14 protein-coding genes and 1 pseudogene are annotated in these 17,685 nt (G+C 71.9%); 12 read left to right on the top strand and 3 right to left on the bottom strand.

Translation table 11 applies throughout. The features are described 5' to 3' along the window. The first annotated feature begins 35 nt into the window (after positions 1-35). The 4 genes from IE212_RS33590 (at position 36) to IE212_RS33575 (ending at position 6,769) form a co-directional block, all read left to right on the top strand. Positions 36-3,605 carry an ATP-dependent helicase gene (locus IE212_RS33590; RefSeq protein ID WP_190201782.1) on the top strand — a complete coding sequence of 1,190 codons (3,570 nt, stop codon included), beginning with the start codon at positions 36-38 and terminating at the stop codon, positions 3,603-3,605. A 10-nt stretch (positions 3,606-3,615) separates the two neighbouring features. Beyond that, complete coding sequence (locus IE212_RS33585) at positions 3,616-5,019, top strand: dipeptidase (RefSeq protein ID WP_190201781.1); 1,404 nt, start codon at positions 3,616-3,618, stop codon at positions 5,017-5,019. A gap of 153 nt (positions 5,020-5,172) precedes the next feature. After that, positions 5,173-6,117: an NAD(+) diphosphatase gene (gene nudC / locus IE212_RS33580; protein WP_190201780.1), complete on the top strand. Its 945-nt coding sequence runs from the start codon at positions 5,173-5,175 to the stop codon at positions 6,115-6,117. 13 nt (positions 6,118-6,130) lie between these two features. Further along, positions 6,131-6,769 (top strand): class I SAM-dependent methyltransferase, encoded by a 639-nt coding sequence (locus IE212_RS33575; protein WP_190201779.1) that lies wholly within the window; start codon positions 6,131-6,133, stop codon positions 6,767-6,769. Positions 6,770-6,810: 41 nt separating this feature from the next. Here the strand turns inward: IE212_RS33575 and IE212_RS33570 are convergent, their stop codons facing one another. Beyond that, positions 6,811-7,053: a mycoredoxin gene (locus IE212_RS33570; protein ID WP_003992805.1), complete on the bottom strand. Its 243-nt coding sequence runs from the start codon at positions 7,051-7,053 to the stop codon at positions 6,811-6,813. Here IE212_RS33570 and IE212_RS33565 point away from each other — a divergent pair. The 4 genes and pseudogenes from IE212_RS33565 to IE212_RS33550 all read left to right on the top strand — a co-directional run bounded on the left by IE212_RS33565 (position 7,052) and on the right by IE212_RS33550 (position 10,795). Beyond that, a pseudogene (locus IE212_RS33565) lies at positions 7,052-9,434 on the top strand (ATP-dependent DNA helicase UvrD2). The gene IE212_RS33570 and the pseudogene IE212_RS33565 overlap by 2 nt on opposite strands. A 163-nt stretch (positions 9,435-9,597) precedes the next feature. After that, positions 9,598-9,924: a hypothetical protein gene (locus IE212_RS33560; protein ID WP_190201777.1), complete on the top strand. Its 327-nt coding sequence runs from the start codon at positions 9,598-9,600 to the stop codon at positions 9,922-9,924. A 173-nt stretch (positions 9,925-10,097) separates the two neighbouring features. Next, positions 10,098-10,475, top strand: a complete 378-nt coding sequence (locus IE212_RS33555) for a WhiB family transcriptional regulator (protein ID WP_190201776.1) — start codon at positions 10,098-10,100, stop codon at positions 10,473-10,475. Further along, entirely contained in the window at positions 10,472-10,795 is a 324-nt protein-coding gene (locus IE212_RS33550) for a putative WhiB-interacting protein (RefSeq protein WP_190201775.1), read from the top strand. The genes IE212_RS33555 and IE212_RS33550 overlap by 4 nt, the downstream gene beginning before the upstream one ends. A 139-nt stretch (positions 10,796-10,934) precedes the next feature. On the opposite strand, the gene IE212_RS33545 is transcribed toward IE212_RS33550, so the two are convergent. Both IE212_RS33545 and IE212_RS33540 read right to left on the bottom strand, forming a co-directional pair. Beyond that, positions 10,935-12,305: an ABC1 kinase family protein gene (locus tag IE212_RS33545; protein WP_190201774.1), complete on the bottom strand. Its 1,371-nt coding sequence runs from the start codon at positions 12,303-12,305 to the stop codon at positions 10,935-10,937. Further along, the gene (locus tag IE212_RS33540) at positions 12,298-13,512 is read right to left on the bottom strand and encodes a ThiF family adenylyltransferase (protein ID WP_190201773.1); all 1,215 of its coding nucleotides are present in this window, start codon (positions 13,510-13,512) and stop codon (positions 12,298-12,300) included. Before IE212_RS33540 ends, IE212_RS33545 begins: the two co-directional genes overlap by 8 nt. A 272-nt stretch (positions 13,513-13,784) precedes the next feature. Between IE212_RS33540 and IE212_RS33535 the strand changes: the two genes are divergently transcribed. The 4 genes from IE212_RS33535 to IE212_RS33520 all read left to right on the top strand — a co-directional run bounded on the left by IE212_RS33535 (position 13,785) and on the right by IE212_RS33520 (position 17,631). Continuing rightward, a complete protein-coding gene (locus tag IE212_RS33535; RefSeq protein ID WP_190201772.1) occupies positions 13,785-14,381 on the top strand; it encodes a M48 metallopeptidase family protein in 597 nt (198 codons plus the stop codon). Positions 14,382-14,519: 138 nt separating this feature from the next. Then, positions 14,520-16,166, top strand: a complete 1,647-nt coding sequence (locus IE212_RS33530; protein WP_190201771.1) for a TerD family protein — start codon at positions 14,520-14,522, stop codon at positions 16,164-16,166. A gap of 11 nt (positions 16,167-16,177) precedes the next feature. Then, positions 16,178-16,858 carry an AIM24 family protein gene (locus IE212_RS33525; protein ID WP_030232363.1) on the top strand — a complete coding sequence of 227 codons (681 nt, stop codon included), beginning with the start codon at positions 16,178-16,180 and terminating at the stop codon, positions 16,856-16,858. A gap of 17 nt (positions 16,859-16,875) precedes the next feature. After that, entirely contained in the window at positions 16,876-17,631 is a 756-nt protein-coding gene (locus IE212_RS33520) for an AIM24 family protein (protein WP_190201770.1), read from the top strand. Positions 17,632-17,685 lie beyond the last annotated feature (54 nt).

The following is a 17,685-nucleotide window of genomic DNA, read 5'->3' as shown; positions in this document are numbered from 1 at the left end:
CACCGTTGTCAGTGGGCGCCACTAGCCTCTTCGACGTGCCCGCCCGTATCACCGACCCCGAACAGCTCAAGGAACTCCTCGGCATCCCCTTCACCCCGGAGCAGATGGCCTGCATCACCGCGCCGCCCGCCCCGCAGGTGATCGTGGCCGGAGCCGGTTCGGGCAAAACGACTGTGATGGCGGCACGCGTGGTGTGGCTGGTCGGCACCGGCCAGGTCGCCCCCGAGCAGGTGCTCGGACTGACTTTCACCAACAAGGCCGCCGCCGAGCTCGCCGAGCGCGTCCGCAAGGCGCTGATCAGGGCCGGCGTCACCGACCCGGACGCCATCGACCCGGACGACCCGCCCGGCGAGCCGGTGATCTCCACGTACCACGCCTTCGCGGGCCGCCTGCTCACCGACCACGGCCTGCGCATCGGGCTTGAGCCCACCTCCCGGCTGCTCGCCGACGCCACCCGCTTCCAGCTCGCCGCGCGCGTGCTGCGCGAGTCCCCCGGGCCCTACCCCGCCCTGACCCGCTCCTTCCCGGACCTGGTCGGCGACCTCCTCGCCCTCGACGCCGAACTCGCCGAGCACCTCGTACGCCCCGAGGCGCTGCGCGCGTACGACGCCGAACTGCTGCTGACGCTGCGCGGCGCCAAGCTCACCAACGCCGACCTGCGCAAGGTCCCCGAAGCGGCCGCCGCCCGCCGCGAACTGGCCGAACTGGTGACCCGTTACCGGGCCGCCAAGCGCGAGCGGGACCTGCTCGACTTCGGTGACCAGATCGCCCTGTCGGCAAAGCTCGCCGGGCTCCCCGAAGTGGGCCGTCTGCTGCGTGAGGAGTTCCGCGTCGTCCTGCTCGACGAGTACCAGGACACGTCCGTCGCCCAACGTGTCCTCCTGGCGGGCCTGTTCGGCGAGGGCACCGGCCACCCGGTCACCGCCGTCGGCGACCCCTGCCAGGCCATCTACGGCTGGCGCGGCGCCTCCGTCGCCAACCTCGACGACTTCCCCGAGCACTTCGCCCACGCCGACGGCCGGCCCGCGACCCGCCAGGCGCTCAGCGAGAACCGCCGCAGCGGCGGCCGCCTCCTGGACCTCGCCAACGGCCTCGCCGAGCCCCTGCGCGCCCTGCACGCGGGCGTGGAGGCCCTCCGCCCCGCCCCCGGCGCCGAACGCGACGGCCTCGTGCGCTGCGCCCTGCTGCGCACCCACGCCGAGGAGATCGACTGGGCCGCCGACTCCGTCGCCCACCTCGTCCGCACCGGAACGGCGCCCGGCGAGATCGCCGTGCTGTGCCGCACGGCGACCGACTTCGCCGAGATCCAGGGCGCCCTGGTCGCCCGGGACATCCCGGTCGAGGTCGTCGGCCTCTCAGGACTGCTGCACCTGCCCGAGATCGCCGACCTCGTCGCCGTCTGCGAGGTCCTTCAGGACCCCGGCGCCAACGCCTCCCTGGTCCGCCTGCTGACCGGCCCGCGCTGGCGCATCGGCCCACGCGACCTCGCCCTGCTGGGCCGGCGCGCCCGGCTGCTGGTGTCCCACGCGCGCGTGGAGGGCGACGACGACCCGGACCGCCGTCTCGCCGAGGCCGTCGAGGGCACCGACCCCTCCGAGGTGGTCTCCCTCGCGGACGCCCTCGACACGTTCCTCGAGACGCCCCTGGACGGCCACGGGGACGACGACGGACTGCCGTTCTCGCCCGACGCGCGCGTGCGCTTCGCCCGCCTCGCCACCGAACTGCGCGACCTGCGCCGCTCCCTGTCCGACCCGCTGATGGACGTCCTGCACCGCGTCCTCGCCGTCACCGGCCTGGAGGTCGAGCTGTCGGCGTCCCCGCACGCCCTGGCCGCCCGCCGCCGCGAGACCCTGTCCAACTTCCTCGATGTCGCCGCCTCCTTCGCCGCCGGCGACAACGAGGCGACCCTGCTCGCCTTCCTCGGCTTCCTGCGCACCGCCGCCCAGTACGAGAAGGGCCTCGACAACGCCCTCCCCGGCGGCGAGAACACCGTCAAGGTGCTCACCGCCCACAAGTCCAAGGGCCTGGAATGGGACGTCGTGGTCGTCCCCGGCCTGGTCACCGGCACCTTCCCCAGCAGCCAGGGCCGCGAGAAGTGGACCTCCCAGGGCAAGGTCCTGCCGCACCGGCTGCGCGGCGACGCCGACACCCTGCCCGATGTCGCCTCCTGGGACCCCAAGGGCCTCAAGGCCTTCCACGAGGCCATGAAGGAGCACCAGTACACCGAGGAACTCCGCCTCGGCTACGTCACCTTCACCCGCCCCCGCTCCCTCCTCCTGGGCTCCGGCCACTGGTGGGGCCCCACCCAGAAGAAGCGCCGGGGCCCGTCCGCGTTCCTGCACGCCCTCTACGAGCACTGCGAGGCCGGGTACGGCGAGATCGAGGCCTGGGCGGACGAGCCCGCCGAGGACGAGGAGAACCCGGCCCTGCACCGGGCGACCGCCGACCAGGTGTGGCCCCTGCCCCTGGACGAGACGGCACTGGCCCGGCGCCGCGCGGCAGCCGAGACCGTCCTGGCCCACCTCGAGGACCTCGCGTCCCACGAGAACGGGCACGCCGCGGCCGTGCACGACCCGGACGTGTCAGACGACCCGGAGTGGCCCCCGCCGCCCGAGGACGACGAGGCTCCGTACGACGAACCGAACCCGTTCGGCGAACCGGACCCGTTCGGCGAACCGGACCCGTTCGGCGAGGATCCCTTCGGCGACGCGGTCAGCGACGCTCCCTTCGACGGCACACCCCTCGCGGAAGCCCCGGCGGACGGGACGGACCGGACCGCCGGCCACCCGGCCATCGCCCACCCGGCCATTCCCCACCAGGCGGCCCCGCCGGAGCCCGCACACCCCAGGGACCACTCAAGCCTCACCCCGGAAGAGGCCCGCACCATCGCCTCCTGGGACCGCGACCTCGACGCCCTCACCGGCGAGCTCCTGCGCGCCCGTGACACCGTCACGGAAGTCCGCCTCCCGGCTTCGCTCACGGCGTCCCAGCTGCTGCGGCTGGCCTCCGACCCAGACGGCTTCGCGCAGGAGCTGGCGCGCCCCATGCCCCGTCCGCCCCAGCCCGCCGCACGCCGTGGCACCCGGTTCCACGCCTGGGTCGAGGCCCGCTTCGAGGAACTCACGCTTCCCATGCTGGAACCCGGGGAACTGCCCGGCAGCGAGGCCGAGATCGCCGACGAGCGGGACCTGGAGGACCTCAAGGCCGCCTTCGAGCGCACCGAGTACGCGCACCGCACGCCCTACCGCGTGGAGGCCCCCTTCCAGTTCCCGGTCGCCGGCCGCGTCGTCCGGGGCCGCATCGACGCCGTCTACAAGGAGGGCGACGGGCAGGACGCCAGGTACGAGATCGTCGACTGGAAGACCAACCGCTCCCGCACCGCCGACCCGCTCCAGCTCGCCGTCTACCGCCTGGCGTGGGCCGAGCAGCAGGGCGTGCCCCCGGAGTCGGTCACCGCCGCCTTCCTGTACGTGCGCAGCGGGGAGGTCGTACGCCCGGCACACCTGCCGGACCGCGCCGCCCTCGAGCGGCTCCTCCTGGAGGAACCGTCCGCTGCTGAAGCCGGTGAGGAACCGCACTCCGGGGACGTCCGTGCGGGCCGATAGGCTCGTGGCCATGAGCCAGACCCCGGACAGCGTCGTCCGTACGTACATCGAGCAGCATCGCGCCGCCTTCCTCGACGACCTCGCCGAATGGCTGCGCATCCCGTCGGTGTCGGCCCAGCCGCACCACGCGCCAGACGTACGCCGCAGCGCCGACTGGCTCGCCGCCAAACTGAGGGAGACCGGGTTCCCGACGGCAGAGGTCTGGCAGACCCCCGGCGCGCCCGCCGTCTACGCCGAGTGGCCCTCCGAGGACCCGCAGGCGCCCACCGTGCTGGTCTACGGCCACCACGACGTGCAGCCCGCCGCCCGGGAGGACGGCTGGGACAGCGAGCCCTTCGAGCCCGTCGTCCGCGGGAACCGCCTCCACGCGCGCGGGGCGGCCGACGACAAGGGCCAGGTCTTCTTCCACACCCTCGGCGTCCGCGCCCACCTCGCCGCCACCGGCCGCAAGTCTCCCGCCGTGCACCTCAAGCTGCTGATCGAGGGCGAGGAGGAGTCCGGCTCGCCGCACTTCCGGGCCCTGGTCGAGCAGCACGCCGAGCGGCTCGCCGCCGACGCCGTGATCGTCTCCGACACCGGCATGTGGTCGGATGACACTCCCACGGTGTGCACCGGCATGCGAGGCCTGGCCGAGTGCGAGATACGGCTGCACGGCCCCGACCAGGACATCCACTCCGGCTCCTTCGGCGGCGCGGTGCCCAACCCGGCGACCGTCGTAGCCCGCCTGGTGGCCGCCCTCCACGACGAGCGGGCGCGCGTGGCGATCCCGGGCTTCTACGACGGTGTGGTCGAACTCAGCGACCGCGAGCGGGACCTCTTCGCCGAACTCCCCTTCGACGAGCGGCGATGGCTGAGCGCGGCCAAGTCGCACGCCACCCACGGAGAGGCCGGCTACACCACCCTGGAACGCGTCTGGGCCCGCCCCACCGCGGAGGTCAACGGCATCGGCGGCGGCTACCAGGGCCCCGGCAGCAAGACGATCGTGCCGTCCTCCGCCATGGTGAAGCTGTCCTTCCGGCTGGTCGCGGGCCAGGACCCCGGCCACGTGGAGAAGGCCGTCCGCGCCTGGGCCGAGCAGCAGGTACCCGCCGGGATCCGCTGCGAGACCACCTTCAGCGGCGCCACGCGCCCCTGCCTGACACCACTCGACCACCCGGCCCTCCAGTCGGTCGTCCGCGCCATGGGACGGGCCTTCGAGAAGCCGGTCCGCTTCACCCGTGAGGGCGGCTCGGGCCCGGCGGCGGACCTTCAGGACGTCCTCGGCGCCCCGGTCCTCTTCCTCGGCATCTCCGTCCCGTCCGACGGCTGGCACGCCCCGAACGAGAAAGTGGAACTCGACCTGCTCCTGAAGGGCGTCGAGACCACCGCGTACCTCTGGGGCGACCTCGCCGAACACTGGCGTCATGCGCCCTGAGCGTCACGAGCCGTCCGGACCGGCAGCGCGCGCGGCACACTGGGAGGACCGCCCCGCACCGCCGAACACCACCGGAACCGGTCGCCTCCCGCCGTACCTCCCGCTGATCAGCCCGCCGAACCCGACCGTTCCACCGGGGAGTTGGAAGCACCCGTGACCACCTGGACCGACCACAACGCCGACCGGCCCATCTCGCTCACCGCCCCGAGCGGCATCGACCGGGCCGCCCACCACCGGCTCGACGAGGCATGGCTCGCGGCGGCGTGGAGCCACCCCACCACACGCTGCTTCGTGGTCTCCGGCGGCCAGGTCCTCATCGACGAGACGGCGGACGGGCGCACCGAACTCGTCATGACCCCGTCCTTCGAGGCCCCCCTCACCGAGGCACACCGCTACTTCCTCGGCATCGACGAGGACGGCGTCAGCTACTTCGCCCTCCAGAAGGACTCCCTGCCCGGGCGCATCGACCAGTCCGCACGCCCGGCCGGCCTGCGCGAAGCGGGTCTGCTGCTGTCCGCCCGTGACGTGGGCCTGATGGTGCACGCGGTCGGTCTGGAGAACTGGCAGCGCACGCACCGCTTCTGCTCCCGCTGCGGCGAACGCACGGTCATCGCCGCGGCCGGCCACATCCGCCGCTGCCCGGCCTGCGGCGCGGAGCACTACCCGCGCACCGACCCCGCCGTGATCATGGCCGTGACCGACGAGGACGACCGCATCCTGCTCGGCCGCCAGGTCCACTGGCCCGAGGGCCGCTTCTCGACGCTCGCCGGTTTCGTCGAACCCGGCGAGTCCATCGAGCAGTCGGTACGCCGCGAGGTCCACGAGGAGGTCGGCATCACGGTCGGCCAGGTCGAGTACGTCGCCAGCCAGCCCTGGCCGTTCCCGTCCAGCCTCATGCTGGGCTTCCTGGCCCGCGCCACCTCGACGCAGATAGAGGTCGACGGCGACGAGATCCACGAGGCCCGCTGGTTCTCCCGGGACGAACTGCGCGCCGCCTTCGAGTCCGGCGAGGTGCTCCCGCCCTACGGGATCTCCATCGCGGCCCGCCTGATCGAGCTCTGGTACGGCAAGCCGCTCCCGACCAGGAGCGTCGCCTGAGAGAGGGCGCCGCGTGACCGACCCGTACTGGAATCACAACGTCCATCACCACACCGCGGTGCTCGGCGCCGTACGGGACGGCCGCGCCCTCACGGCCCTGGACGTCGGCTGCGGCGACGGCCTGCTCACCCGCAAGCTCGCGGCACGGGCGGCGTCCGTCACGGGCGTGGACCGCTCGCCGGACATGATCAGGCTGGCCCGCGAGTACCCGCACGTGCCCCGCAACGTCACCTACCTGGAGGCGGACTACCTCACCGACGAGTCCCTGCCCGAGGGCGGGTACGACTTCGTCAGCGCGGTCGCCGTGGTCCACCACGCGCCGTTCGAGGAGGCGGTCACCCGCCTCGCCCGGCTCACCGCGCCCGGCGGCCGTCTGGTGATCGTCGGCATGGCCGCCAACCGGTCGGCCCTGGACTGGGCCGTCAGCGCGTGCGGCGTGCCCGTGAGCCTGCTGTACGCCCGCCTGAACGGCGGCAAGAAAGGCCCGGTAGGCATGCCCACGGAAGACGTGCACATGTCGTGGCGGGAGATCCGGGAGGCCTCCCGCCGACTGCTGCCCGGCTGTGACTGGCGCCGCACACTGCTGTGGCGCTACGTCGTGGAGTGGGACAAACCGGTACCGCGTGGCGCGGGCCGAGAAGGCGGTTCCTGAGCTGCCTCAGGAACCGCCTTCCCCGCCGAGCCGTGAGGCGACTAGGCGCCGATCTTCTGCTTCACCTGAGCCAGCGAGGGGTTGGTGAGGGTCGAACCGTCCGGGAACAGGACCGTGGGCACCGTCTGGTTTCCGCCGTTGGCCTTCTCCACGAACGCGGCGGACTCCGGGTCCTGCTCGATGTTGATCTCGGTGTACGCGATGCCCTCGCGGTCCATCTGGCTCTTCAGCCGGCGGCAGTAGCCGCACCACGTGGTGCTGTACATCGTCACAGTGCCCAGCATGTCTCTGAGGCTCCTTCAACGGCTCGGGGACGGTTGGTCGCCTTGGTGGAACGTACGTGAAAGGTCCACCATTCCCCGTCCCTGTACCCCGCCGGACGTGACCCCTGCCGCATTGGTACGACTATCGGTGCCTGCCTGTGGACAACCCGGCGCAGCCGTCACGCGAGACCTGGCAGCATGGCTGTGTGACAGCAGCAACGCACTCCACCCTGTTCCCACAGGTACCGGACTCCGCCGACGCGGTGCTCGAGGGGCTCGACCCCGAGCAGCGCGAGGTGGCGACCGCCCTGCACGGTCCGGTGTGCGTCCTGGCGGGCGCGGGCACGGGCAAGACCCGGGCGATCACCCACCGCATCGCCTACGGGGTGCGCGCCGGGATCCTCCATCCCTCCAGCGTGCTCGCCGTCACCTTCACCAACCGTGCCGCCGGCGAGATGCGGGGCAGGCTGCGCCAGCTCGGGGCGGCCGGCGTCCAGGCGCGTACGTTCCACTCCGCGGCCCTGCGGCAGCTCCAGTACTTCTGGCCGAAAGCGATCGGCGGCTCCATGCCCCGGCTCGTCGACCGCAAGATCCAGCTCGTCGCCGACGCGGCCGCCGCCTGCCGCATCCGGCTCGAGCGGGGCGAGCTGCGGGACGTCACCGCCGAGATCGAGTGGTCCAAGGTCACCCAGACCGTCCCCGCCGACTACGCGCCCGCCGCGGCCAAGGCCGGCCGCGAGACCCCCCGCGACCCCGCCGAGATCGCCCAGCTCTACGCCGCTTACGAGGACGTCAAGCGTGAGCGCTCCGTCATCGACTTCGAGGACGTGCTGCTGCTGACCGTGGCGGTGCTCCAGGACCGGCACGACATCGCCGAGCAGGTCCGTGCCCAGTACCAGCACTTCGTGGTCGACGAGTACCAGGACGTCAGCCCCCTCCAGCAGCGTCTGCTGGAACTGTGGCTCGGCGAGCGGGACAGCCTGTGCGTGGTCGGCGACGCCAGCCAGACGATCTACTCGTTCACCGGAGCCACCCCGGACCACCTGCTCGACTTCCGTACCCGGCACCCAGGGGCCACCATCGTCAAACTGGTCCGCGACTACCGCTCCACCCCGCAGGTCGTCCACCTCGCCAACGGCCTGCTCGCCCAGGCCCGGGGCCGGGCCGCCGACCACCGTCTGGAGCTCGTCTCCCAGCGCGCCCCCGGACCGGAACCGGTCTACACCGAGTACACCGACGAGCCCGCCGAGGCCGAGGGCGCGGCCCGCCGCATCCGCGAGCTCATCGACTCGGGCGTCCCCGCGGCCGAGATCGCCGTCCTGTTCCGCACGAACGCGCAGTCCGAGACCTATGAACAGGCCCTCGCCGACGCCGGGGTTCCCTACCAGTTGCGCGGCGCCGAGCGGTTCTTCGACCGTCCCGAGGTGCGCAAGGCGGGCGTCGCCCTGCGCGGCGCGGCCCGCTTCGGCGGCAACGACTCCCTCCTGGACGACGCCGTCGACCTGCCCTCCCAGGTGCGTGCCGTGCTGTCGGGTGAGGGCTGGACGCCGCAGCCCCCGGCCGGCTCGGGCGCCGTGCGGGAGCGGTGGGAGTCCCTGGCCGCCCTGGTGAACCTCGCACAGGACTTCGCCGCCGCCCGGCCCGGAGCCACACTCGCCGACCTCGTCGCCGAGCTCGACGAGCGGGCGGGCGCCCAGCACGCCCCCACCGTGCAGGGCGTCACCCTGGCCTCCCTGCACTCCGCCAAGGGCCTGGAGTGGGACGTCGTCTTCCTGGTGGGCGTCGCCGAGGGAATGATGCCGATCACCTACGCCAAGACCGACGAACAGGTCGAGGAGGAGCGCCGCCTGCTGTACGTCGGCGTCACCCGCGCCCGGGAACGCCTCCATGTCTCCTGGGCTCTCTCCCGTTCCCCCGGTGGCCGGCCCAGCCGCCGCCCCAGCCGCTTCCTCGACGGACTGCGCCCCGGTTCGACGGCCACCACGGGCCGCACGGCCGTCGGCGGAACGGGGGGAATCGAGCGCGGCCTCTCCGGAACCAGGGGTTCCGCCCCAAGACGGACCCAGCGCGTCCCCGCCCGCTGCCGCGTTTGCGGCCGCACCCTGACCGACGCGGGTGAGATGAAGCTGATGCGCTGTGACGACTGCCCCTCCGACATGAACGAGGGCCTCTACGAACGCCTCCGCGAGTGGCGCGCCGGCCAGGCACGAAGCAGTGGTCAGCCCGCGTTTTGCGTCTTCACCGACAGGACACTGATGGCGATCGCCGAGGCCGCGCCCGAGGACGAGCACGAGCTGGCGCGCATCCCCGGCGTCGGCATGCGGAAGCTCACCCGCTACGGGGCCGACGTACTGGCCATCTGCGCAGGCCAACACGGCGAAGGGGACACCGGTCAGGCCTGACACGGACTCGTCGAAAAAATAGTTTGCGCATGCCCCAGCAATCCCCATAGGTTCTTAGGCACGAGAACAGCGGCCTTCTCGGAGGCCCTGATTTCGTGTTGTACTTCATATCCGTCGGACCGGTTCACCCGGTCCACCGAGACGCCGAGAGGAGGCGAGTCCAGTGATCAGCATCAACACCAGCTCCGTCAGCATCGTGAAAATGACCGATCGCTCGGCCGTCTCCGCGTGCATGCTCGGCGTTTCCAACCTGGGCACCGGTCTGTCCGGCATTCGTGCCGTGCGTCCGGCGTCCCCCTCCGTTGCTCCTGCGGGCCTTCCCGTCCGTGAGCGCAATGAGCGACCGACCGAGGCACTGGAAGCGGCAGTAGCGGCACAGGCGCAGGCCTATGCCTTTACGGCGACCGGTGCCGGATTCCGGAAGCAGACGACGCAGCACCACCTGATGTGGGCCTTCCGTGGGCCAGAACCCTGGAGTGATCCAGCCTGATCGCCGATCAGGCCGGCGCCTTCAGGGCCGCGGAACCCCACCCGGGATCCGCGGCCCTTCTGTTTGTCCCTGAACAGGGATGACGGACCGAAGGAGCCTCCGGACAAGTAGAGAACCCGGTACCAACCGCCCCCGGCCAACAGGCCGGAACCACCAGACGAGGAAGACGAACCGTGCAACTCGAAGCGCACGCCCCGTCCGTACCGCCTTCGCAAAAGATCCCCAAGCCCTGCTCCACGGAGGACTCCGCCTTGAGCCCGCTCACCGCGCTCACCGCGCTCACCGCGCTCGACGACGCCATCGAGAACCTCGGCGTAGCCGTCCCCTGCCGCTCCTACGACCCGGAGGTCTTCTTCGCCGAGTCGCCGGCCGACGTCGAGTACGCCAAATCCCTCTGCCGCACCTGCCCGCTGATCGAGGCCTGCCTCGCCGGCGCCAAGGAGCGGCGTGAGCCCTGGGGCGTCTGGGGTGGCGAGCTGTTCGTACAGGGGGTCGTCGTCGCCCGGAAGCGGCCGCGTGGCCGCCCGCGCAAGAACCCGGTCACGGCATGAACACCGCAGGAACGATCGACCGCCCCCTCACGCACGACCCCAAGAAGCAGGCCCCGATGAAGCCGTCCACTTACGAGCCCGCAGGCTCCGCGACCCAAGACGTCACCACCTCCGGCGCGACCGACTCGCGTCAGAACAGGACCCGAGAGATGCAACTCATTCCAGAAGCCATGGCACGTGCGCATATGCACGAGCGCCTGCATGAGGCGGAGCGGGAACGCCAGGCCCTGCGCCTGGTGACCGCCCGCCGGATGCAGCGCAGGGCGGAGCGCGCCTCACGGCGTGCCCGCCGGGCGCTCGCCATGGCGGTCATGCAGTAACCGACCTCACCTGAGCGATGGCCTCCCTAACCCCGGGAGGCCGGGCTTTCCAAGCGGGGGCCGGTCCGTCTCGAACGGACCGGCCCCCGCGGCGCGTTCGGCCTGCGCAGCCGCCGGGCACGGACGAGCCGGAGAAGGCTCATGCCTCCTCGGCGGACTCCTCGCCACCGGCAAAATCCTCCAGGACGAATCCCGGCAGCCACTCCTCCAACTCTTCGCGCAGCCGCACCGTCGCCCCCAGTTGGCACAGCACACCGATCGTGCTCAAGGTCACCCGGTGGATCAGCAGATACGACGGCGGCAGGTTGAGCTGCTTGCCGAGCTGGTAGGCGGGGGAGCGGGGATCGGCGATCCGGGCCGCCTGACTGCGCATCCAGCCGCGGGTGAAGGTGAACTCCTCGACCTGGGCAGGTTCGATGATCGGCAGCAGGTAGTCGAGCACCGCGTCAGGATCCAGCTCTATGGTCTCCTTCACGAACCCCTCCGCGCACAGGAGCTCGTAGACCGCCTCGGCCTCCCCGTCGAGGGTCATGCGCAGGGACTCGCCGATGGTGGCCGGCAGACCTCCCGCGAGCCGGTCGACCGTGCCGAAGTCCAGGACACCCAGGCGCCAGTCGTCCTCCCCGTCCGGGCCGCCGGGCAGCAGACGGAAGTTGCCAGGGTGCGGATCGGCGTGCAGCAGGCCGGTGCGGGCGGGGCCGGAGAACAGAAAGCGGGCCAGAAGCTGGCCGGCCCGGTCGCGCTGCTCCTGCGACCCGTCCGAGATGATCTCCGAGAGCGGGACACCGTCGATCCACTCGGTGATCAGGACCTGATCGGACTGGTGGACCACCTGCGGCACCACCACGTCCGGGTCGTCCGTGAACTCCTCCGCGTGGAGCTGCTGGGCCTGGGCCTCCAGACCGTAGTCCAGCTCCTCCGAGACGCGGTCCTTCAGCTCCGCGATCAGCGGCTTGATGTCCATGCCGGGGACCAGTGGACCGAGCAGGCGGGAGAAGCGGCTCAGCTGGTTCAGATCGGACAGCAGGGCCTCGCCCGCGCCCGGGTACTGCACCTTCACCGCCACCTCGCGGCCGTCGTGCCACACCCCTCGGTGCACCTGGCCGATCGAAGCCGCGGCGGCGGGCTTGTCCTCGAACTCCAGGAACAGCTCCTGCCAGCCCTCGCCGAGCCGTTCCTCCAGCACCGTGTGCACGGTGCGCGTCGGCATCGGCGGGGCCGCCTCCTGGAGCTTGGTCAGCGCGGCCCGGTAGGGGCCGGCCACCTCCTCGGGCAGCGCCGACTCGAAGACGGACAGGGCCTGGCCGAACTTCATCGCGCCGCCCTTGAGCTCTCCGAGGACCTTGAACAGCTGCTCCGCCGTGCGCTGCTGGAGTTCGCGGCCGACGAGCTCCGCGGACTCGCCGACGATCCGCTTGCCGAATCCCCAGGTAGCACGCCCGGCGATGCCGAGCGGGAGCGCGGCGAGCTTGGCGGTCCGGGTGACCGCCTTCCGGGGAAGATCAGACATGCGCCCTCCAAGTCCCAGCCGGCCGCTTCGCCACTGCCTCACGGCACTGCTCCGGCGGCCGTTGCACCGCCATTGTCTCGTGCGGCTCCCCGTCCTTGGAGGGGTGCTCCCCTTTTCCTGTCTCCGCCGCCGCGCACGGGCATGCCGGGTGCGCCCCGACCGGCCGGGCGTGCCAGTGGAGAGCAGGCAGGGAGGCCTCCCATCGTGCGCCCGCAGTCGACGGAACCCGGCCGTCCAGGAAGGCGAGCGCGTGGGCGGCCGCCAGTGCGGCCACGGTCGTGGCCAGCGTCAGGTCGCAGGGCCGCACCTGCCGTTGCCCGCCGGAGCGCCACTGGGCGACCAGCCGGGGCCAGGCCGGGTCCCGCTCGGTGCGGCTCTCGTGCAGACAGCCCGCGCAGCCGGTCTCCCCGGGCAGGACGAGCGGGCCGACCACACCGGTCGCCTCCACGACACCGGCGTACAGATGGGGCGTCCCGGAGGACATCAGGGGCTCGGCGGCGACCGGGTCCGGCGCGTGCACCGCGACATCGTCCCGTGGGGCGACGATCACCAGGGAGAAGCCCGGGTCGCCTTCCTCCGGGGGCGGGTGGGCTGCCGAGCGGCGCCGTGGCCGGTCCGGGGCCACCCGGCGCACGGCTCGGCGGGCCGCCTCGTCCCTGCGGTCGCCGACGGCCTCCGCCGGCAGCCCGCCCGGGCCGACGTCCCAAGGTTCCACTCTGCCGCCGTCGAGCACGTCCACCTCGCCCACGCCGGCCCCGGCCAGCAGCGAGGCGAGGACGGCACCCACCCGCCCCGCACCCCGCACCCGCACGCGATGCGAGCGCCGGGCGGCCAGTCGCCTGATCGCGTCGCCGGGCTCGGCGGTGGTCACGGACAGGGTGGCCAGGTCGGGGCCGAGCCGGTCCAGGACGTCCTTCTTCTTCCGCAGAGCGTCGGCGGCCGGTCCGCCGCCCCGTGCGTCGTCGAGGAGCCCGGCCCGCGTGAGCCGCCGCACCAGTGCGTCGACATGGCCGTCCGGCAGATCCATCCGGCGCCCCTCCTCGCGCAGCAGCTCCAAGCCCCGCGTGCCGTTCAGCAGATCGAGGAAACTGCCCGTCGCCAGGTCCATCGGACCGAGCGTCATCGCATGCGCCGGTGCCATCCCGAACTGCACGGTGTTGAGGTCGCGCCAGCCGCGCCTGAGCGCGGGTTTCACCAGCGGATGCATGACAGGCCCCCGTATGTCACTGATCGTCCCAGTAGGCCGGTCGAGCGTGGGCGCGGCCCAAGACGGGCCGCAGGCCCGGCCTTCGGTAACGGACCGAACCGCTCAGCGCTTCGCCGGCGACAGCCAGCATGACCGAACGCGTCGCCGTCCGCACAAAGTTGTCCACAGGCGCGGACATTCGTCGTACTGATCGAGTGGCCGACGGTTGGGGGGCGGCAGCGAACCGTCCCCGCGGTCGGGACTTCCCCGAGCGCAGCGGGTAACGTCGGGGCGTGCCCGCCGACCCACTGCACCGCGCCGGAACGCCACAGCGCAGCACGACGAGCCAGCCGCCGAGCGGCTCCGGGGCGAGCGCGATCGAGGTCCGCCGGAGCACTCGCCGACGCCGAACGGTCTCCGCGTACCGCGAGGGCGATCGCACCGTGGTGCTCATCCCCGCCCGGATGTCCGAGGCGGAGGAACAGCGCTGGGTGAACGTCATGCTCGACAAGCTCGCCGCTCAGGAGAGCAAACGGAACCTCGGCGACGCCGAACTGGCCGAGCGGGCCCGGCGGCTTTCCGACCAGTACTTCGACGGGCGGGCCCGGCCCGCCTCGGTGCGCTGGGTGACCAACCAGAACACCCGCTGGGGGTCCTGCACCCCGTCCGAGGGCAGCATCCGGCTGTCGCACCGCCTCCAGGGCATGCCCGAGTACGTCGTCGACTACGTCCTCGTCCACGAACTGGCCCACCTGCTCGTCCCCGGACACGGCCCCCGTTTCTGGCGGCTGCTGGACGCCTACCCCCGCACGGAGCGGGCCCGGGGCTACCTCGAAGGCGTGGTCGCGGCCGGGCGGTTGCCCCATGTGCCCGGTGGGCGGGGTGAGTGACCGCTTTTCCTCGGCGAGCAGCGGATACGGCCGAGCCCGGGTTCTGTACCGGGTCTGTACCGACAACGTCCGGTGTCGGTGTTTGCCGTTAGCCTGGCGCGACGCACTCACGTTCTGGATGGGGGACGGTCGTTACGCATGGCCAGGGAATTCCAACGCGGCCACAAGGCCAGAATCAGTGACCTCACCGCGGGCACGGATCTGTACGTAGGTGTGCAGATCTCCGGCCCCGGGCTGAGTTTCGACATCAGCTGTTTCGGCCTCGACGCCGACGAACGGCTCTCGGACGACCGGTACTTCGTCTTCTACAACCAGCCGAAGTCCCCGGAGGAGTCCCTTCAGCTCCTGGGCGCCCAGGCGGGCGACACGGAGTCCTTCCGGGTGACGCTCGACCGGATCCCGCCGCAGATCAAGAAGCTGTCCTTCACGGCGACGATCGACGGCCCCGGTCAGATGTCGCAGATCGCCCCTGGCTACATCCGCATCGTCGCGGGCGGTGAGGAGGTGGCCCGCTACCCCTTCAGCGGCTCGGAGTTCTCCACCGAACGTGCCGTGATGCTGGGCGACTTCTATCTGAAGGACGTCTGGCGGTTCGCCGCCGTCGGGCAGGGCTTCGACGGCGGTCTCGACGCGCTGCTGAGGAACTTCGGCGGCGAGGTGGCCGAGGAGGAGACGCCCGCGCCCGCCGCGCAGCAGCCGCAGGCCGGTTCCGCCCCGGGCTTCGCGCCGCCCGCGTTCGGCGTCCCCGCAACCCCTGAACCGGCCCAGGCACCGGCAGCGCCTCCGCCCCCGGCACCCGCGCCCCAGGTGCATGCCGCCCAGACCATCGTGGCGCCCGTGAACACCCCGCCCGGCGGCTCCCCGGTGCCGCCCCCGGCGCCGGCGCCCGCGCCGTACGGCCAGCCGGGCCAGCAGCCGCCGCCCTACGGCCAGGCCCCCGGCCGGACGGCCCCGCCGCCCCCGGGGTACGGCCAGCCCCAGGCGCCCCAGAACCCGCCCCCGCCACCCGGTTACGGCCAGCCCACTCCGCCTCCGGGCCACGGCCGGCAGCCGCCGTTCGGACAGGCCGGGCAGCCCGCCCCCCACGGAGCGCCGCAAGGGGCTCCCCAGGGCGCTGCGCAGAACCCCGGTGTGGCCGCCGCCCTCCAGAAGTTCAGGGAAACCCCCACAGGGCAGCGCTGGACGCAGCAGAACAAGAAACTCGTCCGCGTCGACCTCGGCATCGGCGGACAACCCGTGCTGGCCCGGCAGGGCAGCATGGTGCTCTACCAGGGCAAGGTCGACTTCAGCTACAAGGGCGCCGGCTTCGCCGGCCGGATCGTGGGCAACGCGACCGGCCAGGAGATGCAGCTGATGCGCTGCACCGGCCAGGGGCAGGTGTTCCTCGCCGAGAACTCGACCATGCTCCACCCCATCGAGCTCCAGGGCGACGCCGTCTGCGTCTCCGCCGACAACGTCCTCGCCTTCGACGAGAGCCTCACCTACGAGGTCCGCCGCATCGAGGGACACGGCATCCCCGGTGGCGCCCTGTTCACCATGCAGTTCCAGGGCACCGGCACGATCGTCGTCAAGACCCACGGCACGCCCGTGGTCCTCCCGGTCACGCCCACCACGTTCGCCGACTGCAACGCCGTGGTCGCCTGGTCGGCCGCCGCCCAGGTGGTCGTCTCCAGCCAGGTGCGGATGCGCCGCAACTCCTACCCCGGTGACACCGGGGAGAGCGTGAACCTCCAGTTCCGGGGAGCTCCCGGCAACTTCATCGTCGTCCAGCCGTACGAGGTCTGAGGGAGCCCGTCATGACACAGCAGCTCGCGGGCCACGCCCCCGCCCCCGTCACCGCCCGCATGGAGAACCACGGCAACCACATGCTCAAGGTCGCCATGCAGACGGGGAACGACCTCTTCGCGCGCGTGGGTTCGATGGTCGCCTATGAAGGGTTCGTCCAGTACGAGCCCAACCCGCCGGCCGTGCGCCAGATCGCCAAGGACTGGCTCACCGGCGAGGGCGCGCCCCTCATGAAGTGCTCCGGCGACGGCCTGCTCTACCTCGCCGACTACGGCGCGAACGTCGTCGTCATCAACCTCGACGGCGACGGGATCTCCGTCAACGCCACCAACCTGCTCGCCTTCGACGCCCACCTGACGTGGGGTGTCGAGCGGGTCAAGGGCCTGGCGAAGTTCGCCGGGCAGGGCCTGTGGAACACCAGGATCTCCGGGCAGGGCTGGGTCGCGCTGACCTCCCGGGGCAAGCCCATCGTCGTCGACTGCGGAGGCGGCGAGGACGAGACGTACGTCGACCCGGACGCGCTCGTCGCCTGGTCCCCGAACCTCAAGGTGAAGGGCAAGCGCAGCTTCCGCGCCCAGTCGCTGATCGGCCGCGGCAGCGGCGAGGCCTACCAGATGGCCTTCTCCGGTCAGGGCATCGTCGTCGTCCAGCCCAGCGAGGACAGCACCGACCGTCTCCGGTTCCGGGGCTGAGGGGGAGCCAGAACGCCATGCAGAGCCCGATTTTCGCCTACAACGAGCAGCAGACCCAGGAACGCTGGAGCCTGCAGAACAAGCAGATGCTGCGCGTCGCCCTGGAGGGCCACGACGACGTCCTGGCCCGCAAGGGCACCATGGTCGCCTACCAGGGCCTCGTCGAATTCGACGCCGAGTACCAGAGCAACGACCAGGCACGCGCGCGTGCGCACACCGGTGAGGGACTCGACCTGATGCGCTGCCACGGGCAGGGCACGGTCTACCTCGCCAACCTCAAGCAGCACATCCATGTCATGGACGTGGACCAGGACGGCCTCACCGTCGACAGCGGCTACGTACTGGCGATGGACTCCTCGCTCCACCACGAGGTCATCGCCGTGGACAGCCTCTACGGCATCTCCGGCTCCGGGAAGTACCAGCTCAACATCACCGGCCGGGGCAAGGTCGCCCTGATGACCTCGGGCATGCCGCTGCTGCTGCACGTGACGCCCGACAGGTACGTCAACTGCGACGCCGACGCGATCGTCGCCTGGTCGACGGGCCTGCGGGTGCAGATGCAGGCCCAGACGCACTCCTCCGGGGTGTGGCGCCGGCGCGGCAGCACCGGCGAGGGCTGGGAGCTGAGCTTCATGGGCACCGGCTTCGCGCTGGTCCAGCCCAGCGAGCTGCTCCCGCCGCAGAACGCCCGGATCGGCTCGGGCCTCTCCGCTCAGTACGGCATGGGCCAGCAGGGGGCACGCGGGCAGAACCAGGGCAACGTCTGGAGCTGAGCGCTCCGCGGGTCCGGCCGATGGGGGCCCGGGGGGGGGGGGGGGGGGGGGGGC

The organism is Streptomyces djakartensis, assembly GCF_014651075.1.
In the GTDB taxonomy this organism is placed as follows: Bacteria; Actinomycetota; Actinomycetes; order Streptomycetales; family Streptomycetaceae; genus Streptomyces; species Streptomyces djakartensis.
The sequence above is the reverse complement of the archived record's forward strand: the minus strand, read 5'-3'. Positions and strand labels throughout refer to the sequence as shown.